At 64.1% G+C, this 21868-nt stretch carries 20 protein-coding genes and 1 tRNA gene; 19 read left to right on the top strand and 2 right to left on the bottom strand.

The window, feature by feature from the left end; all coding sequences use genetic code 11:
• Positions 1 to 268 precede the first annotated feature (268 nt).
• From QMC81_04135 to QMC81_04225, 19 genes are all read left to right on the top strand, one after another.
• Positions 269 to 1303, top strand: a complete 1035-nt coding sequence (locus QMC81_04135; GenBank protein MDI6906667.1) for a glycosyl hydrolase family 18 protein — start codon at positions 269 to 271, stop codon at positions 1301 to 1303.
• 66 nt (positions 1304 to 1369) lie between these two features.
• The gene (locus tag QMC81_04140; GenBank protein MDI6906668.1) at positions 1370 to 2563 is read left to right on the top strand and encodes a D-alanyl-D-alanine carboxypeptidase family protein; all 1194 of its coding nucleotides are present in this window, start codon (positions 1370 to 1372) and stop codon (positions 2561 to 2563) included.
• A gap of 109 nt (positions 2564 to 2672) precedes the next feature.
• Entirely contained in the window at positions 2673 to 3107 is a 435-nt protein-coding gene (locus tag QMC81_04145; GenBank protein ID MDI6906669.1) for a DUF4912 domain-containing protein, read from the top strand.
• The gene (locus QMC81_04150; GenBank protein MDI6906670.1) at positions 3107 to 5905 is read left to right on the top strand and encodes a DUF1957 domain-containing protein; all 2799 of its coding nucleotides are present in this window, start codon (positions 3107 to 3109) and stop codon (positions 5903 to 5905) included. The genes QMC81_04145 and QMC81_04150 overlap by 1 nt, the downstream gene beginning before the upstream one ends.
• A complete protein-coding gene (locus tag QMC81_04155; GenBank protein ID MDI6906671.1) occupies positions 5880 to 7925 on the top strand; it encodes a glycoside hydrolase family 15 protein in 2046 nt (681 codons plus the stop codon). The genes QMC81_04150 and QMC81_04155 overlap by 26 nt, the downstream gene beginning before the upstream one ends.
• Positions 7926 to 7930: 5 nt before the next feature.
• Positions 7931 to 8530 carry a Spo0B domain-containing protein gene (locus QMC81_04160; GenBank protein ID MDI6906672.1) on the top strand — a complete coding sequence of 200 codons (600 nt, stop codon included), beginning with the start codon at positions 7931 to 7933 and terminating at the stop codon, positions 8528 to 8530.
• 7 nt (positions 8531 to 8537) lie between these two features.
• The gene (gene obgE, locus QMC81_04165) at positions 8538 to 9821 is read left to right on the top strand and encodes a GTPase ObgE (protein ID MDI6906673.1); all 1284 of its coding nucleotides are present in this window, start codon (positions 8538 to 8540) and stop codon (positions 9819 to 9821) included.
• Positions 9822 to 9873: 52 nt separating this feature from the next.
• A complete protein-coding gene (gene proB / locus QMC81_04170) occupies positions 9874 to 11004 on the top strand; it encodes a glutamate 5-kinase (protein ID MDI6906674.1) in 1131 nt (376 codons plus the stop codon).
• A gap of 49 nt (positions 11005 to 11053) precedes the next feature.
• A complete protein-coding gene (locus QMC81_04175) occupies positions 11054 to 11569 on the top strand; it encodes an HIT domain-containing protein (GenBank protein MDI6906675.1) in 516 nt (171 codons plus the stop codon).
• 33 nt (positions 11570 to 11602) lie between these two features.
• Entirely contained in the window at positions 11603 to 12868 is a 1266-nt protein-coding gene (locus QMC81_04180; protein ID MDI6906676.1) for a glutamate-5-semialdehyde dehydrogenase, read from the top strand.
• Between the two features lie 318 nt (positions 12869 to 13186).
• The gene (gene nadD, locus QMC81_04185) at positions 13187 to 13771 is read left to right on the top strand and encodes a nicotinate-nucleotide adenylyltransferase (protein ID MDI6906677.1); all 585 of its coding nucleotides are present in this window, start codon (positions 13187 to 13189) and stop codon (positions 13769 to 13771) included.
• A gap of 53 nt (positions 13772 to 13824) precedes the next feature.
• Positions 13825 to 14094, top strand: coding sequence for an RNA-binding protein (locus QMC81_04190; GenBank protein MDI6906678.1), 270 nt, complete (start codon positions 13825 to 13827; stop codon positions 14092 to 14094).
• A gap of 45 nt (positions 14095 to 14139) precedes the next feature.
• Positions 14140 to 14499 (top strand): ribosome silencing factor, encoded by a 360-nt coding sequence (gene rsfS, locus QMC81_04195; GenBank protein ID MDI6906679.1) that lies wholly within the window; start codon positions 14140 to 14142, stop codon positions 14497 to 14499.
• Positions 14500 to 14571: 72 nt separating this feature from the next.
• Positions 14572 to 14646, top strand: a tRNA-Ala gene (locus tag QMC81_04200).
• A gap of 76 nt (positions 14647 to 14722) precedes the next feature.
• Positions 14723 to 17203, top strand: a complete 2481-nt coding sequence (leuS, locus tag QMC81_04205; GenBank protein MDI6906680.1) for a leucine--tRNA ligase — start codon at positions 14723 to 14725, stop codon at positions 17201 to 17203.
• Between the two features lie 254 nt (positions 17204 to 17457).
• The gene (locus QMC81_04210) at positions 17458 to 17880 is read left to right on the top strand and encodes a universal stress protein (GenBank protein MDI6906681.1); all 423 of its coding nucleotides are present in this window, start codon (positions 17458 to 17460) and stop codon (positions 17878 to 17880) included.
• Positions 17881 to 18159: 279 nt separating this feature from the next.
• Positions 18160 to 18588, top strand: a complete 429-nt coding sequence (locus QMC81_04215; GenBank protein MDI6906682.1) for a universal stress protein — start codon at positions 18160 to 18162, stop codon at positions 18586 to 18588.
• A 70-nt stretch (positions 18589 to 18658) separates the two neighbouring features.
• Entirely contained in the window at positions 18659 to 19225 is a 567-nt protein-coding gene (locus QMC81_04220; protein ID MDI6906683.1) for a hypothetical protein, read from the top strand.
• 121 nt (positions 19226 to 19346) lie between these two features.
• Positions 19347 to 19694, top strand: a complete 348-nt coding sequence (locus QMC81_04225) for a hypothetical protein (protein MDI6906684.1) — start codon at positions 19347 to 19349, stop codon at positions 19692 to 19694.
• A gap of 95 nt (positions 19695 to 19789) precedes the next feature.
• Here the strand turns inward: QMC81_04225 and QMC81_04230 are convergent, their stop codons facing one another.
• Both QMC81_04230 and QMC81_04235 read right to left on the bottom strand, forming a co-directional pair.
• A complete protein-coding gene (locus tag QMC81_04230) occupies positions 19790 to 20500 on the bottom strand; it encodes a hypothetical protein (GenBank protein MDI6906685.1) in 711 nt (236 codons plus the stop codon).
• Positions 20501 to 20527: 27 nt separating this feature from the next.
• The gene (locus tag QMC81_04235; GenBank protein ID MDI6906686.1) at positions 20528 to 21838 is read right to left on the bottom strand and encodes a sulfite exporter TauE/SafE family protein; all 1311 of its coding nucleotides are present in this window, start codon (positions 21836 to 21838) and stop codon (positions 20528 to 20530) included.
• Positions 21839 to 21868 lie beyond the last annotated feature (30 nt).

The raw sequence follows: 21868 nt of genomic DNA on the forward strand, positions 1-21868 counted from the left end.
GCCGCGATGGGCGCGATATAACCGTACAGGCCACCCTGGAGCGGCGCCCGAGCAAATAACCGGGAAAAATTTATTCGGGGTCAGACACCGAAGTAAGTTTTTGGAGTCAGGCAGACATCCAAGCCCGGAGACTACACTCTCCGGGCTTTCTTTTTGGCGCAAATAGAAGTTCATACCTATGGTGGCGAAAACTGCAGCTAGGCGCCAGTCCCTCCTTTTGTTACAATGTCTGCGGATATCTGCAATTTTCGTCAAAAGAGGATGAGAAATGCGCTACTGGCGGCTAAGAGGTGTTACTGGTGTATTATTGATCATTTTGTTGTTAGTCAGTCAACCAACGTGGGGGGCCGCGTCCTCGGACCGGCTGGTGCTGGGGTACTATGCCGAGAACTATCCCGGCGATAGGCACGCCCTGTCCTCGATCTGGAACTACAGCCGCCATATGTGGGGGATCGCCACTTTCACTTACCTCCTTGAGAGGGACGGAAGCCTCACGGGCCAGGTACCGGTAACCGCCGTCCGCCAGGCGCGGCAAAACCACCTCCGTACCTTCCTTCTGATACACAACTACCGGCAGGGCTTCGATACCCGGGCCGCCCACAGCGTCTTGACCAATCAGTACAGGCGCTCGAAGCTCGTAAACAGTATTGTATGGCTTGTCCGCCATTACGGTTACACGGGCGTGAATATCGACCTGGAGGGGATTCCTGCGGGTGACCGGTGGGCCTTTAACGCCTTCCTGCGGGAGCTGGACAAAAAGATCAGCCCTTACGGGCTGCTGACCGTGTCCGTCCCGGCGAAGACCTGGGACGATCCCGGGAACGCCTGGTCCGGGGCCTACGACTACCAGACCATCGGCCGGACCGCCGACCTCGTAATGATAATGTCCTACGATGAACACTGGATAGGGGGCGCCCCGGGCCCTATCGCTTCCCTGCCCTGGGTGCGGAAGGTGGTGGACTATGCCGTCCGGACCATTCCCCGGGACCGGTTGTTACTGGGCATAGCAACCTACGGCTACGACTGGTCAAGCCGGGGGAGCCGGATCCTTTCCTGGAGGGAGGCCCGGGACCTCGTGGCGCGTTACGGGTGGCAGCGCGTGGTCTGGGACGACCATGCGGCCTGCCCCCGCCTGGTTTACTGGGACAGGAACGGCATACGGCATGAGGTCTGGTTCGAAAATGAATACAGCCTGCGTTTCAAGCTGGACCTGGTCCATGCCTACGGCCTGCGCGGCATCGCGGTCTGGCGCCTGGGGTTTGAGGACGCCCGTTTTTGGCAGGTTGTGGGGGAAAAGCTGTAAGACAATGGTGGCGGTACGGTAGGGGCCGGGGTTATAATGGAGAAAACCCTGCCTCCGGAGTGACCGATGAAGCGACTGATCCTCAGCTGCACCATTGCTCTTCTTTACCTGGCGATGCCGGCGGTTCCGGTACCGGCCCAAGCTGCTCCGGCGATAACCGGGGAAGCCGCCGTTCTGATGGACCTGGATACGGGGCAGGTCCTCTACACCAAAAACGCCGACCGCCGGATGTACCCCGCCAGCACTACGAAGATCCTGACGGCCCTGACCGCGCTGGAGCAGGGCCGGCTTGAAGACGTAGTAACGACGAGTGAACGGGCAAGTCTCACAGAGGGCTCATCCGTCTATTTGAAGATTGGGGAACGCCAGCGCCTGGAGGATCTTCTGTATGCACTAATGGTTAATTCGGGAAATGACTGCGCCGTGGCCATCGCGGAGCACATCGCCGGTTCGGAAGAACAGTTTGTGGACCTGATGAACGATTACGCGTCACGCTTAGGGGCAACACATTCCCACTTCGCCAATCCACATGGCCTCCACGACCCGCAGCACTATACCACCGCCCGCGACCTGGCCGTAATCGCCCGGGAAGCCATGAAGAACCCCACTTTTCGTGAGATCGTGGCCACCCGGACGTACACCCTTGATCGCCCCGACGATAAACGCCCGACCCTCCTGGTTAACCGAAACCGGCTTCTATGGACTTACGACGGCTGCCTGGGGGTCAAGACCGGTTATACCAGTGAAGCCAGCCAGTGCCTGGTGGCGGCGGCCGAGAGAAACGGCCAGCGGCTGCTGAGCGTGGTGCTCAAGAGCCAGGGCCCGGCGCTTTGGACCGATAGCGCTGCTCTGCTCGACTACGGCTTTATGAACTTCCCGCGGGTGATGCTTGTGCGCGCGGGCCAGGAGATAGGGGAGATTCCTGTGCCACGCGGCGCGGGGCCGCTTCGGGTGACGGCCGGCGGTGATTTTGCCTGGTGCCTGCCCGCGGGCAACCAGTCCGCCGTCAGCTGGGATGTCCGGGTCGCGCCGGACCTCGAGGCCCCTGTTGCCAGGGGGGAGCAGGTCGGAACCCTGGTGTTGCGCCTGAACGACCGGGATTTGGGGCACGTACCGCTCAAGGCCGCCAACGCGGTCGAAAAAAGGCGCCCCGCCCTCTGGATGTACGTTGTGCCGCCGGCGGTGCTCCTGGTGCTCCTGCCCGTCGTGCGAAGGGTCGTGCGCCGCCGACGCTCCGGGCTGCGTCTGCCGCGCCGTTAGACATCAACATCCCTGGCCCCAAATCCCAACGTAATCTCTACTTGCCGATTGTCAATTCAGTTAGCCGGTTAAAGGGTGCCTTCATTGCAGTTACGGAGGTGAAGGCAAGGTGTACCCACCGCTTCCCGAAGACCACAACGCTTTGGTCCTTCTCGTGCAGAGCCCGGGGGTGATCCATGCCTACTGGACTCTAAGCGGGGAGTTCTGGGTGGCGATAACGGCCCGGGGCGAATTCGCCTTGCGGCTCTATGAACTCTACGATGACCGCCCCGGGTTCCTTGGTTTCCACGAGGTCCGGCCCGGTTGCCGGACGGGCAACTGGTATTTCCGGCAACTGGATCCGAACGCCGTTTACCGCGGGGAGTTGGGGCGCATCGAGGGCGGGAAGTTCTTCCCCTATTTGACATCCCGGCCGGTTGAGACCCCGCCCGACGGCGTGGTTGAAACCCCGGACGGACCGCCGCCTCCCCCGGACGACGCCCCGCTCCCGGCGGCGGAGGGGCCGCCGCCCTGGTCGGGGAGCCTCCCCCGGGAGGGACGTTAATGGCGGACGGGTTTCTGGCCCTGGTCCTGCATGCCCACCTGCCCTACGTACGCCATCCGGAGCAGGAACGCTTCCTGGAGGAGCACTGGTACTACCAGGCCCTGACCGAGTGTTACCTGCCCCTGGCCCGGGTTTTGCAGGGGCTGCTGCGGGACGGGGTTGATTTTTGCCTGACGCTCTCTGTATCGCCGACGCTGATGGCGATGTTTGAGGACCCGCTGCTGCAGGGGCGCTACCGCCGCTACCTGGAACGGCTGCTGGGCCTGGCGGCGAAGGAGAAGGAGCGCCTGAAGGACGTGGAACCTTTTGCGGCCTTGCCTGGAATGTACGAAGCGCGTCTCCTGGATGCCCGGGCCCTGCTGGACGACTGCCGGGACAACCCGCTCGCGGCCTTCGTCCCGGCGCTGCAGGCCGGGCGGCTCGAACTGATCACGACGGCCGCTACCCACGGCTATCTCCCCCTGATCCGCACCAGGGAGGCCAGGCGCGCCCAGATTGCGATCGGGGTCCAGGAGTATGCCCGGCGCTTCGGCGGCCCGCCCCCGGGGTTCTGGCTTCCGGAGTGCGGATATCTGCCGGGGGTGGACGAACTGCTGCGGGAGCAGGGCGTCGGATACTTCTTTGCTGAAACCCACGGCGTTCTCTACGCGCGGCCTTTCCCCCGCCGCGGCGTGTATGCGCCTGTGGCGTGCCCCTCCGGGGTGGCGGTTTTCGGCCGCGACCCGGAGAGTTCACGGCAGGTTTGGGACCGCACGGTGGGCTACCCCGGGGATCCCTATTACCGCGAATACTACCGGGACATCGGGTATGAACTGGAATGGGAGTACCTGGAATCTCACCTCCCATCCGCCTTCACGCGGTGCGACACGGGCTTTAAATACTACCGGATCACCGGCGGCGTCCGGGAAAAGGAGCCTTACGACCCCGCGATGGCCGCGGCGCGGGCCGAGCGGGACGCCGCCCATTTCCTGGAGAGCCGCGAGTTGCAGGTCCAGTACCTGGGCCGGAACCTGGACCGCCCGCCGCTGATCGTCGCGCCGTACGACGCCGAGCTTTTCGGGCACTGGTGGTATGAGGGGCCGCAATGGTTGGATGCCTTATGCCGCCTCATCCACCGCCGGCAGGGAGCGATCCGCCTGACCACCCCCGGGCGCTACCTGCGGACATACCCCTCCGCCCAGACCGTCGAGCTGTCCCTCTCCAGCTGGGGGGCCGGAGGGTACAGCGAGGTCTGGCTCAACCCGGCCAACGACTGGATCTACCCCCGCCTGCACCGCATGGAGAAACGGATGAGGGCCCTGGCCGACCTGCACGGCGGCGCCGCCGGCTTTAACCGCCGCCTGCTGACCCAGGCGGCGCGGGAACTCCTCCTGGCCCAGAGCAGCGACTGGGCCTTCATCCTCAAGACGGGTACCGCCACCGATTATGCCAACCGGCGCCTGGCGGAGCACATCGGGCGCTTTGACTTCCTGGTCGGTGCGCTCGCCGGGGAGACGCCGCTCGACGAGGCCCGGCTGGCGGCCATCGAGGCACGCAACCCCCTTTTCCAGGAACTGGACTTCCGTCTTTACAGCCACCATTACCAGGCGCCCGCCGCGCGTTCGGCGGCCGGCGTCTCGCGGGTGCTGATGCTTTCCTGGGAATTCCCGCCCCGTACCGTGGGCGGTCTGGGCCGTCACGTATATGACCTGAGCCGGGCGTTGGCTCGGCTGGGGGTGACGATCCTGGTATTGACCGCCCCCGCCCCCGGGCTGCCGGAACGCGAGGAAGTGGAGGGGGTTCAGGTGTTGCGGCTGGCGCCCGGAGCGGTGGACTCGGAGGACTTCCTGACCTGGGTCGGCCAGCTGAACCGGGGGATGGTCGGCCTGGCGGGGAAAATTGCCCCGTGCGACCTGGTCCATGCCCACGACTGGCTGGTCGGAGAGGCGGGGGTCGCCATCAGCCGGCGCTGGGGCTGCCCCCTGATCGCGACCATTCACGCCACGGAGCACGGCCGGCACCGGGGGCTGCACAATGCCTTGCAACGCCATATCCACCAGCAGGAACAGCACCTGGCCGACCGTGCGCGGGTCGTCATCTGCTGCAGCCGCTTTATGGCCGGCGAGGTGAGCAAGCTCTTCGGGGTCCCCCGGGGCAAGGTGCGGGTGATTCCCAACGGAGTGGAACCTGAAAGTCTGCGGGTCGAGCCGCAAAAGCAGAAAAAGGCCGCCACCGGAAAGCGATCCATCCTCTTCATCGGCCGCCTGGTGCCGGAGAAGGGCGTCCAGGTCCTGATCGAGGCCCTGGCGCAACTGGCGCCCCGTTCTCCGGACCTGCTCCTGACGGTGGCCGGCAGGGGCCCCTGGGAGGTTGCCCTGCGGAACCAGGTGCAAAGCCTCGGCCTCGGGGAGCGTGTCGCTTTTCCGGGCTTTGTCGACGGAGAACACAAGAATCGCCTCTTCGCCGAGGCTGCCGTGGCCGTCTTTCCCAGCCTTTACGAACCCTTCGGTATCGTCGCCCTGGAGGCGATGGCCGCCGGGGTGCCGGTCATTGTGTCCGATACCGGGGGTCTGGCCGAGGTCGTCGAACACGGGGTGGATGGGTTCAAGGTCCCACCGGGCCGCGCCGACCTTTTGGCTTACTACCTGGAGGAGGTTATCCGCTCCCCGGCGTTGGGCAGCCAGCTGGCACGCTCCGCCTGGCAGAAGGTGATTACGATTTACGACTGGGATCGTATCGCCGAACAGACCAGAGAAGTCTACGCAGGATCTTTGGCGACGGGAGGGGAGAGCGATGGCGCGGCCGCTGGTGGTCGGTAACGGGCGCATCCTGGTCGCCTTTGACAACCTCTTGAACATGCGCGACTTTTACTACCCGTTTGTGGGCCAGTGGAACCATATCCAGGGAAGGCGCAACCGGCTCGGTGTCTGGACCGATAGCGGCTTCGCCTGGACCGAGAGCCCAGGGTGGGAACACCGCCTGCGCTACCGGGAGGGGGCCCTGGTCACCGAAGTCCACGCGACACATGCCGGACTGAAAGTCGCTCTCACTATCAACGATGCGGTCGATTACCACGAGAACGTTTATCTGAAACGGGTGACCGTGCGCAACCTGGATGACCGGGAGCGTGAGGTGCGCCTCTTCTTTACCCAGAACTTCTCCATTGACGAGACGCCCGTGGGTGACACGGCCCTCTTCGATCCCGTGCTCCACGTTGTCTACCACTACAAGAAAAACCGTTACCTCTTGGCCAATGCCATGGCCGGGCAGACCCGCTTCCATCAATATGCCACGGGGTTAAAGCGAGTGGGAGCGATCGAAGGCACTTTCCGGGACGCCGAGGACGGGACCCTGAGCGGCAACCCGATCGCCCAGGGTTCGGTCGACAGCGTCATCGGACTGCACCTGCGCCTCGGGCCGGGCAGGGCCGAAACGGCGTACTACTGGATCTGCTGCGGGCGCAACTACCAGGAAATCCGCCGGCTGAACGCCTACGTCCTCCGGCACGACCCCTGCACCCTGATCGAACAGACCGAGGCCTTCTGGCAGAGCTGGCTGGCACGCGCGGACGCGGATTGCCGGGGGCTCAGGCCCCGGCTGGTGGAGCTGTATAAGACGAGCCTGCTGCTGGTGCGGGCGCACCTTGATGATCATGGGGCGATTATTGCCGCGTGCGATTCCGATATCATGGGAGGGACCAACAAGGACCATTACTGCTACGTCTGGCCCAGGGACGGGGCCATGATCGCCTTGGCCCTGATCCGGGCGGGCTATGCCAAACTCACCCGTTCCTTTTTTGGCTTTTGCGCCAACGTTCTTACCGAGGGCGGCTACCTTCTTCATAAGTACAACCCGGACGGCACTCTCGGATCCAGCTGGCATCCCCTGATACGTGACGGGGTGGTGCAGTTGCCGATCCAGGAGGATGAGACCGCCCTGGTCCTGATCGCCCTTTACGCCTACTATGCAGCCGAACGGGACCTGGAGTTCATTTCGGATCTGCACCGTTCCTTTATCGTCCCGGCCGCCGACTTCATGGCCGGGTACATCGACGAGGAGCTTAACCTGCCGCAGGAAAGCTATGATCTGTGGGAGGAACGCCACGGCATTTTTACCTTCACGGCGGCTGCGGTCTACGGGGGCCTTTCGGCGGCCGCCGCCTTCGCCCGGCTGTTCGGGGACGGCATGCGCGCCGCCGGTTACGAGGCACGTGCGGAGCAGGTTAAACAGGGCATCCTGGAACGCCTCTGGTCACCGGAACTGAACCGTTTTGTCCGCGGCCTGGTGTTCGACCCCCGGGAAGGACGTTACGGCCCGGACCAAACACTGGAATCCAGCACGGCGGGGGTGTACCTGTTCGGCGTGCTGCCTCCCGATGACCCCAGGGTGGCGGCCACGATGCGCGCCATCGAGGACGGGTTGCTGGTCCAGACGGCGGTGAGCGGTATTGCCCGCTACACCGGCGATCGGTATTTCCAGCGATCCCAGGACGTTTATAACGTGCCCGGAAACCCCTGGTTCATCTGCACCCTCTGGCTGGCGCAGTGGTACATCGCCGTGGCGAAGGCCCCGGACGACCTTTTCCGCGCCCAGGGGCTGATCGAATGGGCGGCAGGGTTCGCGCTGGAAAGCGGAGTGCTCAGTGAACAGCTGGATCCCTTCAGCGGGGGCCCGCTCTCGGTGGCGCCCCTGGTCTGGTCGCACTCGACCTATATCCTGGCCCTTCAGGAACTGATGTCCAGGCAAGCCGCTTTCCGGCGGCGCGGGACAGGAATCTCGGAAGCGGCGGCGACCGTCCCGGCGGGGCGGCCGATAAATCCGGGTACCAGAGAGGGGTAGCTCAGGTGGACGAGCTTCTGCGCTTTATACGCATCTACGGCCACGATTTCCTGAACCACCTTCAGGTCATCTCCGGTTACGCTCAGCTACATAAAACGGAGCACATCCGGGAATACATCGGCCAGGTGACCGCCGAAATCCGTGCCGTCAGCCGGGTCACGCTCCTGTCGGCGCCGGAGGGGGCCGCAGGCTTGCTGTCCCTGAGGGAGTCCGCCGCCCGTTACGGGGTTCCTTTGGTGATCAACATCGAAGGCGACCTCCCTCCCACGACGGCTGCGGGAGCTTTGAGGCGGGCCCTGGCGTGCCTGGGGGACGTCTTCGCGCCCCTGGAGGGGACCGCCGCGCCGGCCGTCCTCACGGTGGCGGGCAGCGGTGAAACCGCCGTTGTCCTGGTGCTCCCGGCGGAAAGGGCGGTCCTGGGAACGGCGCTGGACCGTCCCCTCGAGGAGGCCGGCCGCCACCTGGCCGAGGCCGGGGGGCGTATCGAGACGCAGGACGGCGTCGGCGGGGTGACGATTCGTCTGGTGATACCCGCTGCGGGGCAGCCGCCGGGCGAGGCCGGGGCTGAAGCCGCATCGGCGAACGCTACGGGGGCTGGGAGGTAGAGGCCGGATGTTCTACGACTACGCCAAGGTATATGTGGCGGGAGGGGCCGGGGGCAACGGCTGCGTGGCCTTCCGGCGCGAGAAATACGTCCCCTTCGGGGGCCCCTCCGGAGGCGACGGCGGCCGCGGCGGCCATGTCATCTTCCGCGCCGACGAGGGGCTCAACACCCTCATTGACTTCCGTTACCGCAAGCACTTCCGTGCCGGCCGCGGCCGGCACGGGATGGGCAGCCGGATGACCGGGCGCCAGGGAGAGGACCTGGTGGTCAAGGTGCCGGTGGGAACGCTCGTGCGGCGGGAGGACAACGGCCAGGTCCTGGCCGACCTGACGGAGCATGGCCAGGAGGCGGTCATCGCCCGCGGCGGGCGCGGCGGGCGGGGTAACGTCCACTTCAAGAGCAGCACGCGCCAGGCCCCTTCCTTCGCCGAGAAGGGGGAGCCCGGCGAAGAGCTCACCGTCGTCGTGGAACTCAAACTCCTGGCCGATGTGGGGCTGGTAGGCTTCCCGAACGCGGGGAAGTCCACCATCCTCTCGCGGGTTTCGGCGGCGCGGCCGAAGATCGCCGACTACCCTTTCACCACGCTGGAGCCCCACCTGGGAGTGGTCCGCGTCGATGAAGGAGTAAGTTTCGTCCTGGCCGACGTCCCCGGGTTGATCGAGGGCGCTCATGCCGGCGCCGGCCTGGGGCATCGCTTCCTGCGGCATATCGAGCGCACGCGCGTTTTAATCCATGTCCTTGACACCGCGGGAAGCGAAGGCCGCGACCCGCTGGAGGATTTCCGGATCATCAACCGCGAGTTGCGGGAGTATAACCCCTGGCTGGCCGAAAGGCCGCAGTTGATCGCCGCGAACAAGATGGACCTCCCGGGGGCCGAGGAAAACCTGCTGCGGCTGGAGGACGCGCTGGGGGACATCTACGAGATATTTCCGGTATCCGCCGCCAGCGGTGAAGGGCTGGAGCGCCTTATGTTCCGGGCGGCGGCGCTGCTGGCGGCGATCCCGCGGGATGTCTCCACCGTCGTCACCGAGACAGGGGAAGCGCCGCCGGAAGACGAGGATGCTTTCAGCGTCTATGCTGAGGGGGACGGCAAGTTTGTCGTCCGCGGCCGGGGCGTTGAACGCCGGGTCGCCATGACCGACCTGGATAACCCGGAAGCCGTTCGTTACCTCCAGGAGGCGCTGCGGCGGATGGGAGTCGAAGACGCTTTGCGGAGCAAGGGCGTGAAGACAGGGGACACGGTCCATATCGGCGGTTTCGCCTTCGAGTACCGTGAAGATACTACCATTTGAAATTTACCTGTGCTATGATTGGTGGTAAAATCTGAGCACACGGGTGAAAAGGGTGGAAAACCGTTCCCAGCTTGGCGCCAGCCACCGCATTGTCATCAAAATCGGTTCCAGCTCGCTGGCCTATGCCACCGGGAAACTAAACCTGGGTGGCATTGATCTTTTGGTCCGGCAGATAGCCGACCTGCACAACGAAGGCCGGCAGGTCCTTTTGGTCACTTCGGGGGCCATCGGTGCCGGGGCCGGAAAGATGGGCCTGGGCCGGCGTCCGCGGAGCATCCCCGAAAAGCAGGCGGCCGCGGCCGTGGGCCAGGGACTGCTGATGCACGTCTACGAGAAGTTCTTTGCCGAATACGGCGTAACGGTCGGCCAGGTGCTGGTGGCCCGGGAGGACTTCGCCGACCGGAAGCGCTTCATTAATATGCGCAACACACTCTGCGCCCTGTTGCGTTTCGGCGTGCTGCCGGTGATCAACGAGAACGATACCGTGGCCGTCGACGAGATCAAAATGGGGGATAACGACTACCTGTCGGCCCTGGTGGCGGGACTGGTCAACGCCGATGTCCTGCTCCTCCTTTCGGATGTCGACGGGCTGTACACCGGCGACCCGGGGCGGGATCCCGCGGCCCGGCTGATCCCATCGGTGCGCGAAATAACCCCGGAGGTCGAGGCCCTGGGAGGCGGGAGCGGTTCGGACCTGGGCACGGGCGGTATGGCGACCAAGCTTGCCGCGGCCCGGATGGCGATGCAGTCCGGGGTGATCACCGTCATCGCCCGCGCGCACGCCCGGGAAGTCATCCGCCGTGTCCTCGGCGGGGAGGAAGTGGGTACCGTCTTCTGGCCCGCGGAGAACAAGCTCGAGGCGCGCAAGCGCTGGATCGCCTACGGGTCCGCCGTCGCCGGAAGCGTTAAGGTCGACGAGGGAGCGGCCCGGGCCTTAATCAAGCAGGGGAAGAGCCTCCTCCCGTCCGGGGTGATCGGGGTCGAAGGCCGCTTCGGCGTCGGGGACACGGTGAGCATCGTCGATCCCCAGGGGCGGGAAATAGCCCGCGGCATCGTCAATTTCACGGCCGCCGAGATTGAGAAGATCAAGGGCGTTAACACCGGGGACATCGCGGCCATCCTGGGCCCCCGCTCCTACGAGGAAGTCGTGCACAGGAACAACATGGTATTGGAAATAAGGTAGTAGGTAAAGGGTTTAGTGCCGGCATACTACGAAACGTGAGGTGTACAACGTGGACCGCCTCTGGGCCCCCTGGCGTTCGCACTACGTGACTGAAGCCGTCAGGTCTGATTCCGGCTGTATTTTCTGCCAGAAACTGGACGACACCGCGGACGAAGAGAACCTGGTCGTGGCCCGGACCGACCGCTGCTTCGTCCTTATGAATCTCTACCCCTACAACAACGGGCATCTGCTGGTCGCACCCCACCGGCACGTGGGGGAAATGGAGGCCATGGACGGGGACGAACTGCGGGAGTTGATGGAGGTCACCCGCTGGATGGTGCGCGTCCTGCGCCGGGCCATGAACCCCCACGGCTTCAACGTCGGGATCAACGTCGGCCGGGTGGCCGGCGCCGGCATCCCCGGCCACTTCCACATCCATATCGTCCCGCGCTGGGACGGGGACACCAACTTCATGCCGGTCCTGGGCGAGACCAAGGTCATCTCCGAGGGCCTGGAGCGCACCTACCGGAAGATCCGGCAGGCGATGCAGGACGAGGAGCAAGAGGCCCGCGGCGAACGGGACTAGGAGCGTACATCAAGGTATTAAGGAGGCGAGAGCATGACCGAAGAGGCGATCCGTGCGGCGGTTGTCGCAAAGGCCGCCCGCTGCCGCGAGGCGGCGCGCCGGCTGGCTTACCTGCCGACCGACGTCAAGGACCGGGCCCTGCTGGCAATGGCCGCGGCCCTTGAAGATCAGGCCCCGGCCATCCTGGAGGCGAACGCCCTTGACATGGAGGCCGGAAGGGCGAAGGGCCTTACCCAGGCGCTCCTCGACCGCCTGTTGTTGAACAAGGCGCGCATCCGGGACATGGCCGAAGGCCTGCGGGCCGTGGCCGCGCTGCCCGATCCGGTGGGCGAAGTGACCGGGATGTGGACGCGCCCGAACGGGCTGCAGGTCGGCCGGGTGCGCGTGCCGCTGGGCGTGGTGGGGATGATCTACGAGGCGCGGCCGAACGTTACCGTTGACGCCGCGGGCCTGTGCTTGAAGGCCGGCAATGCCTGCCTCCTGCGCGGCGGCTCGGAGGCCATCAATTCCAACCGCGCCATCGCCGGGGTCATCGCCCGCGCGGCGGTGGCGGCGGGGGTCCCTGAAGGGGCCATTGAGCTGGTGGAGGTCACCGACCGCGCGGCGGTCAATATCATGTTGCGGTTGAACGAGTACCTGGACGTCCTCATCCCCCGGGGCGGGGCGGGCTTGATCCAGGCCGTGGTACAGAACGCCACGGTGCCGGTCATCGAGACCGGCGTCGGGAACTGTCACGTCTTCGTCGACCGCGAGGCCGACCTGGCGATGGCGGAGAGGATCGTGGTCAACGCCAAGTGCCAGCGGCCGGGGGTCTGCAACGCCATGGAGACCCTCCTCGTCGACGAGCCGGTGGCGGCGGCTTTCCTGCCGGGCCTTTTACAGCGCTTGCGCGATTCCGGCGTAGAGGTGCGCGGCTGCCCGCGCACCAGGGAACTGGTCCCCTGGGTGACAGCGGCCACCGAGGAGGACTGGGCGACCGAGTTCCTCGATCTGATCCTGGCCGTGCGCGTCGTGGACGGCCTGGACCAGGCCATGGACCACATCTACCGTTACGGGACCAAACACTCCGAGGCCATCGTCACCGAGAACTACACCCGGGCGCGGCGCTTCCTGCAGGAGGTGGACGCGGCGGCGGTCTACGTCAACGCCTCGACGCGTTTCACCGACGGCTACCAGTTCGGGTTCGGGGCCGAGATCGGCATCTCCACCCAGAAGCTTCACGCCCGGGGACCGATGGGCCTCAAGGAACTGACCACGGTCAAATACATCATCTACGGCAACGGCCAGGTACGGCAATAAACGATCGTCAGACATCGGACGACCGGTGACCAACCTCCGTCAAGGCACGCCTCCTGATACCCGCACATATCCTGGAGAGGGAGAAGCAAGTGTTCATCGCCATCTTCTTCCAGGGGGCTGCGGGACGATGAAGGTGTTCCTTGACCCCGGTCACGGCGGGTCGGATCCCGGGGCTGCTGCGCGAGGCGCTGGCACGGGTCCGTCAGGAGGCCGACTCCGCCCTGCAGGGCGAGGCCCCTTGCATTTTGCCGGTCCGCGGATTATAATGGGGCAAACCCCGGCATAGGAAGGTTCAGATAGGTGAGGAAATTTGCGGTAATGGGCGGGACATTCGATCCCGTGCATTACGGCCACCTGGTTACCGCCGAGGGCGTGCGCTGGGAGTTCCGCCTTGAAAAGGTGGTCTTCGTACCGACGGGTCGCCCGCCGCATAAGTACGGCACCCGGATTTCCGCCCCGCATCACCGGATGGCCATGACCGTTGCCGCTACGGCCTCAAACCCGTACTTCACGGTTTCGGATGTCGAGATCAGGCGCGCCGGGCCGTCTTATACCTACGACACCATTTGCGAATTTCGCTGCGAGTACGCACCGGAGGAGATCTACTTCATTACCGGTGCGGACGCGATTCTGGAGATTCTGACCTGGCACCGGGTGGAGGAGCTGCTTCAGATCTGCCGGTTCATCGCGGCCACCCGCCCCGGGTATGACCTCGACAACCTGAAGGAGCGTTTGCGGCAGTTACCGCCGCGCCTCATCCACCGGATTACTCCGATCATCGTCCCGGCGCTGGCCATCTCTTCAACCGACATCCGCCGGCGGGTGCGAACCGGACGGCCCATCAAATACCTTTTGCCGGAGAACGTCGAGGAGTATATCTTCGCGAACCGGCTCTACAAGTGACGGCTGCATCAGGGCAATGCCTTTTGCAGATACTACTTAAAAAGGGAAACGAGGTGAAGAAGGTAGTGACCACCCTGTACGTGGGCAACCTCCCGTGGGCCACTACCGCCGAGGATCTGGAGCAGATCTTCGGACAATACGGCGAGGTGCTCTCGAGTCGGATTATCACCGACCGTCAAACCGGGCGCTCGCGGGGTTTTGGCTTTGTAGAGGTCAGGGACGAGGACGCGGAGACCATGGTTTCCGCCCTTAACGGCAGCGAACTGGGCGGGCGCATCCTGACGGTCAATGAGGCCAAGGCCCGGAACAACAGGCGCGTGTAACCCGGCCCCATAGGAGAGCAAAACCGGTTCCGGGGAGGAATGGCTTTGGCTGTTGGTCCCGAGGCGGTGCTTAAGGCCGCGGTGCGCGCGGCGCGGGACCGGAAGGGCTTCGATATTGTCGTCCTCGACATCGCCAGGTTAACCGTAATCAGCGACTATTTCGTGCTGGTGAGCGGCCGCTCCACGACCCATGTCCAGGCCCTGGCAGAACACATCCAGGAGACGCTGGAAAGGGAGACCGGGGTGCGTGCCCTACGCCGCGAGGGATACCGGGAAGGCCGCTGGGTGCTCCTCGACTACGGGGACGTCATTGTGCACATCTTTGTCGAGGAAGAGCGGGCGTTTTATAACCTGGAGCGGCTGTGGGGCGACGCCACACCGGTGGAACTGCCGGCGACCCTATAATAACGGTGAACTTGTGCTTAACGCCGGTTGTTGACATTTGTCCGGCCGTCCCTTATAATGGGGAAGTGTGATGGGGCTGTAGCGCAGTGGGAGCGCGCTACCTTGGCATGGTAGAGGTCGCGGGTTCGATCCCCGCCAGCTCCACCATCACTTTGACGTTTGAAGCCCTCCAGCCTTTTTGGTTGAGGGCTTTCTGATTATTTGCCGAGGGGAGAGCGGGGGAGTGGAGGAACGTTATCATTTCGCCGGAATAGAAAAGAAATGGCGCGCCCGGTGGGAGGCCGCCGACCTTTATAACGTCCCCGATTTTTCAGACCGCCCGAAGTTTTATTGCCTCGAGATGTTTCCCTACCCGTCCGGCAAGCTGCATATGGGACACGTGCGCAACTACGCCATCGGTGACGTGGTGGCCCGCTTCAAGACGATGCAGGGCTATGACGTCCTGCACCCCATGGGATGGGACGCCTTCGGCCTGCCGGCGGAGAACGCCGCTATCAAGCACGGCATCCATCCCGCGGACTGGACCTGGGACAACATCGCCAACATGCGCCGGCAGCTTAAGGAGATGGGCCTCAGCTACGACTGGCGGCGGGAGGCGGCCACCTGCCACCCGGGGTACTACCGCTGGAACCAGTGGCTCTTCCTCCAGTTCTACCGCCGGGGCTTGGCCTACAAGCGCAAGGCACCCGTCAACTGGTGCCCCGGCTGCGCCACCGTGCTGGCTAACGAGCAGGTGGTGGCCGGGGGCTGCGAACGCTGCAAGACCCCGGTCCAGCGGCGCGAGCTGGAGCAGTGGTTCTTCCGCATCACGGAATACACCGAGCGGCTGTTGAAGGACCTGCAGCGCCTGGATGGCTGGCCGGACAAGGTAAAGATAATGCAGGAAAACTGGATCGGGCGTAGCGAGGGCGCCGAGATCGACTTCCCGGTGGTGGGGAGCGACCGGCGGATAACCGTTTTCACCACCCGGCCGGACACCCTTTACGGCGTGACTTATATGGTCCTCGCCCCCGAGCACTCCCTTGTGGGGGAGCTGACCGATCCCGCCCGCCGGGCCGAGGTCGAGGCTTTCGTCCGCCGCGCCCGGGACCTGAGCGAGTTGGACCGCACCGCGGGCGAGCATGAAAAAGAGGGTCTACCCATCGGCGCCTACTGCGTCAACCCCCTGACCGGCGTCAAGGTGCCGATCCTGGTGGCCAACTACGTACTGCTTGAATACGGCACGGGCTGCGTGATGGGGGTGCCGGCCCATGACCAGCGGGACTGGGAGTTCGCCACCAAGTACGGCCTGGCGAAGAGGGTTGTCATCCAGCCCCCCGGGGAAACGCTCGACCCCTCGACCATGGACGCCGCCTACGCCGGCGAGGGGGTACTGGTGAACTCCGGACCCTTCGACGGGATGCCCAACACCCGCGCCATGGCCGCCATCACCCGCTACCTGGAAGAGCAGGGCCTGGGACGGCGAATGGTCAACTACCGCCTGCGCGACTGGCTGATCTCCCGCCAGCGGTACTGGGGAACACCGATCCCGGTCGTCTACTGCGATGCCTGTGGCGTCGTTCCCGTCCCCGAGGACCAGTTGCCGGTTCTCCTGCCCTACGAGGTGGCCTTCAAGCCGACCGGGCAATCCCCCCTGGCCGAGAGCGAGGAGTTCGTGCGCACCACCTGCCCCGGCTGCGGCGGGCCGGCGCGGCGGGAGACCGACACGATGGACACGTTCGTCGACTCCTCGTGGTACTACTACCGGTACACCAGCCCGCGGGACGAGCAGGCTCCCTGGTACGGGAAGGCGGTGGAGCGGTGGCTGCCCGTCGACCAGTATATCGGCGGCGTCGAGCATGCCATCCTGCACCTCCTGTATTCCCGATTCTTTACGAAGGTACTCAACGACATGGGCCTGGTGCCGGTGGATGAGCCCTTTACGAACCTCCTAACGCAGGGTATGGTCCTGAAGGACGGGGCCAAGATGTCCAAGTCCAAGGGCAACATCGTCAGCCCGGAGGACATCCTTGCCCGTTACGGCGCAGACACGACACGCCTGTTCATCCTCTTCGCCGCCCCGCCGGAACGCGACCTGGAGTGGTCGGACCAGGGGGTTGAGGGCTGCTACCGTTTCATACAGCGCGTCTGGCGGCTCGTGCTCCCGCTCACGGATACGGTCCGCAAGGCCCCCCGCGAGCCCCGTACGGGCCTGGTCGGCGTCAACCGCGCCCTTCGTCACCTGACCCACCGGACCATTGCTCGGGTCACCGAGGACGTAGAGACCCGTTTCAACTTCAACACCGCCATCAGCGCGATTATGGAGATGGTCAACGGCCTGTATCACTACCGCGAACGGGTGCCGGAATCCGACCGCGACCCGGCGGCGCTGCGTGAGGCCGTCGAGAGCCTGTTGCTCCTCCTGGCCCCCTTCGCCCCGTTTATCACGGAGGAACTCTGGGAGCGCTGCGGCCACACGGACAGTATCCACCGGCAGCCGTGGCCGGAGTTCGACCCCGGCCTCCTCGTAGAGGATACCGTAACCATCGTTGTTCAGATCAACGGCAAGGTGCGCGAGCGGCTGGTCGTCCCGGCCGACGCCACGGGGGAGCAGATGAGCGAACTGGCCCTGGCCCAGCCGCGGATCCAGTCCCTGATCGGGGACCGGAAGGTCGTCAAGGTTATTCCCGTTCCGCAAAAGCTGGTCAACATCGTGGTCCAATAACGCCGGCGGTCCACCGTCGCCAAAAGCGGCCCCCGAGGAGAAGGGGGGTCGCTTTTTTGCGCATTCAGGGTGAAGAATCATCGTGAAAAGGATAGTAATCCGGACTATGGTGAAGGCAGTTGCAGGAATACGCAAAATAACGCTCGAATTGGCCCATCATCACTACGTTGGGCCGTTTGACATCATTAGGGGGTATTGTTAGTTTGAGGGTAAGCAATGTGATCACAATCACAAGAGGCGGTTCTTTGAGGAGAGTGGATGGTATGCGCATCCTGGTGGCGGTTGACGGTTCGGAACAGGGTTATGCGGCCTTGCGCTATGGGGTCCGGCTGGCAAAAAGGGGTACCCCGGCCGTGTTGGACGTGTTGATTGTCGCCCTCCCCGTCCTTCAAGCGCAACACCTCGACGAGGAGGACGAGAGCGTGGGCCTGGAGTTGCCCCGGATCCGCCAGACGGTGGAAACGATCCTGGCCGCTGAGGGCGTGGAACCCCACATCCTTGAGAGGCGGAGCGTCGATCCCGCGGAAACGATCTGCCGTACGGCGCGTGACGGGGGTTTCGACGATGTCGTTATGGGACGCTGGGGCCGCTCGGCGGAAAGGGCCGCAGGCCGTTACCTGGGCAGCGTGGCGTACCAGGTCTTGCAGACCTGCCCCTGTCCGGTGACGGTGGTCTAAGGACCTGCCCCGGCCGCCTGTGCTGCCCGGCCAAGTGATTGTGCTCACAAGAGTAAACTTTAGGGGAGAGAAACTCGTGACAGGACCCGGATAAGCGGCCTGGCAGTCCCCCTCCGTGGAGACAATCAGGCCTGGAGGGGGATCGAATTCAATGCTTGACGGCGCAGCTATCCTGACATTGGCCCTGGTCACACTCGCCGTGATCGGACTGGGCGCCTCGGTAGACAGGGCGCAAGAAAGGAACGGCGACAAATAAGTACCGGAAGGGGCTGGATCACCATGCGGAAAGTTCTGGTTGGGCTTGACCGGTCGGAATACGCGCTGCGCGCCGCCACTCTCGCGGCGGAACTCGCCAGGGCGATTCCCGGCCTGGAGGTGACCGCGGTAATGGTGGTCCGGCCATTACCCGAGGGATTGTATCGCGAGGAGCAGGACCTGGCGGCAAACAGCGGCGGCTACGACGCGCAGCGCATCATCCGGCGGGCCAAGGAGATCTTCGCCGAGCACGGAGTTGAAGCCGCTTTTGACAGCATCAGCGGTAGCGACCCCGGGCTTGAACTCTGCCACTACGCCGCCGACAGGGGTTACGACCATATCATCGTCGGCAAGAAGGGACGCGCCTCCTCCGCCGGCAACGGCCTGGCCCTCGGCAGCGTCGCCTACAAAGTCCTGCACCTGGCTCCTTGCGCAGTAACGATTGTAAAGTAAGAAGACGGGAAGAAGCCTGCCCCCGGTCGAAGACGAGGGGCAAACATGGCGCGAAAGGAGTGAAAGCAGCATGACCGGATGGGATCCCAGAACCATACCCGGCAGTGATTCTCCAGTCAGCGACTCTTCCGCCGCCGGGGAACACGCGCAAATCACCGAGGTCCTCAACCTCAGCCGGGCGGCGAAATGTATGCTTCTGGTCGGGGGACAGGTCGCCACCCTGGCGGTCGTCACCGCCCGCCTGGGCCAGGAGGAAATCAGGGAGCGCCACACTGTGGCCCAAAACGTCGGGCGGCTCTTTCACGCCTGCCGCCAGGTCCGGATCGCCCTTCCGGAACTGGCCATGCGGACGGACGAACTGTTGCAGGCCTGCTGTGACGCCGTGGAAGGGATCGAGGAGAACACGTATTCGGCCACCCGGAAGGCCATGCTGCATACCGTCCATAGCGTCTCCCGTCGGGTGCGCGAGCTGGCCGAGACGGTATCCCAAACCTGTTCCGCTCTGACCCCGTCAACGGAGGCCAGGCGCAACACGGTGGCCGGCATAGTTGCGGCCACGGATTCTCTTGGGCGTGTCGCCGGCCGGATGGAGAAAACAATGGGGTTGGAATCCACCGGGCTCGCCAACCCTTGCTGATAGAGGGGCGGGCGGACAGCGGCGTGAGCCCCGCCGCACCGCCCGCCGTTCTACCGCTTTTTACTAAACCTACCACCCCTCATCTTGGGCCGACCCGCTTCCCGGCGGGTGGGCTCCTTTTTTGCCGCTACGCTTGACGGCGGCGCGCGCGCTCCTTATCATAGGTGACATGCAAACATTCTTTAATCCCACGCCGCGACAGTTGGAGATCATGGGTTTCCTGGCCGTCATGGGACCGGTGGATGAGGGGGACGTGGCCCTGGCCTTCCGCCTCACCCCCGAGGACCTGCGCCGGGTGCCGGCATCCTTCGCCGACAGCCCGGGTGATTTCGTGGCCCGCCTGGAGTTGAAGGCCTTGCTCTCGGCCGGATACGTTTTCCATGACGGGGTGCTCTGGGGCCTGACCAACGAGGGGCGGAAGATGTGGCTGCTCAAGGGTCGGGCGCGGCCGAAACCCTACGGCTATTAACTCTCTGTTCTTGACGGTGAGCAATAAGGAACCCCGTCGATGGACGGGGTTCTTTGTTTCAGGAGTGTTTGTTTTACCGGGCCGAGACCCTGGCCTCAGGCCTCATGCTTGCCGCCGCTATGGGCGACGATGCCCAGACCCTCGAAGGTGTACAGGATGCCGAAGCCGTACCATACGGTGTAGAGAAGGTAGAAGACGAGCAGGAACACGGTCAGGCCCATCACCGAATTCAAGGTGGAAACCTTAAGGCCGTAGAAGTTGTAGGTCGGCTCCAGGGCCTTCTCCATAATGGCCTTGGTGTAGAGGTACCGCGGCCCGGCGCCCCGAGCCGTGAGGTATGCTTTGTTGATCTGCTTCATCGAGTTGTACCAATAGTAGATGACCTCCCGGTCGTTGACGCCGGCGCCGTACTTGGCGGTGATGGTCTCCGGCTTGTTGTTGAAGACGGCGTCTGCGTCGGCCAGGCAGGCCTTGGCGATGTTCCCGAGGTCGCCGTCGACCTTGATGTTCAGGCCCTCGGCCTTTACGTCGGCCCCTGCGGACTGGTAGAGCTTCGCGGTGAGCTGCGCTTCCTCTTCGCTCTTTGTCTTCAGGGTTATCGACACCGGGTCACCGACCCACTTGTCGGCCTTCTCCATCTGCTCCGGGATGTAGTAGGTCGAGCCCTTCGCCAGGGAGTTGAAGAGGTCGTCTGAAACCTCCAGGCCGGACCGGCCGTTCCAGACCGGGCCGAGCACTCCGATCAGGACGAGGGCGAAGGTTGCGAGCAAGGTGATCCCAATCCAGAGCTTTCTTTTATCGTTCATTATGGCACCTCCTTCGCGGTTGCGCTGCTAATGGCCCACTTCGGCCGCCGGGTGGGTTTCAACGTATGCCTGATGAGCCGCCCGGAACTTGGGCAGGTTCTTGAAGAATTCGTACATTACCCAGACCGCGAACCCGCCGACCAGGGCAAAGAACAGGACGACACCTATCGTATCAAGGATCTTCCCGGTGGCGTCGGCCATCCGGATGTAGCCCAGGCTGGAGAGCTTCGCCGGCAGGGCGCAGGCGCGGTTGACGAAGCCGGCCAGGATGACGGTGGCGTAGAAGCCCTTGATCACGCTGCCCTTGACTACGCTGGTCACCATGGAGCCCATCTGGATACCGACGAGGGAGCCGAGAAGCAGGCCCATCGCCAGGGTGTAGAAGACGAACCCGTAGATCGCGTACTGGAAGATCGAGGCGTAGGCCGTGGTGAAGATGATTTGCAGGATGTCGGTGCCGACTGTGGTGAAGGTCGAGACGCCGAGGCCGTAGACGAACATCGGGAAGGTCAGGAAGCCGCCGCCGACGCCCATGATCGCCGCGACGAAGCCGACGACAAAACCGCAGACGATCACCGGGTAGATCGGGATGCGCCGACCGCCGGGAACGACGCCCTGGTCGAACTTGATAGTGGGCGGGACGTTCAACTTCTGCAAGGCCTGCGCGAAACCGGTGGTGGTGCTGACGTCAGCGCCGGTCTTGTCGGCGCTCTTCAGACGCAGGTAGTCGTACAGAGCGTAGACGCCCAAGAAGCCGAGCATCAGGACGTAGACCGAGTTGATGAAGGCGTCGCTCATGGCCGGGCTTGATTCGTAAATGGCCCGGTTAAGCTTGCCGCCGAACGTCACGCCGGTGAACGACCCGACCACGAACCAGAAGGCGAGGCCCACATTCACGTTGCCCAGCTTGCTGTGCAGGACGGTACCCATGATCGCCTTGGCGAAGATGTGGAACTGGTCGGTGCCTACGGCCATAATCCCCCTGACGCCGGCGCTCATCAGGGCCGGCGTCAGGATGAATCCGCCGCCGGCGCCGATGCAGCCGGTGATCAGGCCGGCGCAAAGGCCGATGAACAGGGACATGAGGAAGGCCGAGGTGTTTACGAACTGCGGCATGTAGGCCTTGGAACCACCGATCGCGTCGGGCAGGGCCGCAAAGCCCAGCTGCACTCCCAGGGCGATGATCAGCGGCGCCAGCGCGATGAGCAGCCATTTCCGTCGCCTGGTAAGGATAACCCTGCTGGTTTCGATTTCCCACTTTGCCTGGGCCATCTGGGCGGCCATCAGGAAGTCATATGTCTGACGGCTGCCGGAGGCCACTTTCCTGAAGATACTCACGTTCGCACCCCCTTGATGGAGTAAGAGCTG

It is taken from the genome of Thermoanaerobacterales bacterium, from assembly GCA_030019475.1.
GTDB lineage: Bacteria > Bacillota > Desulfotomaculia > Desulfotomaculales > JASEER01 > JASEER01.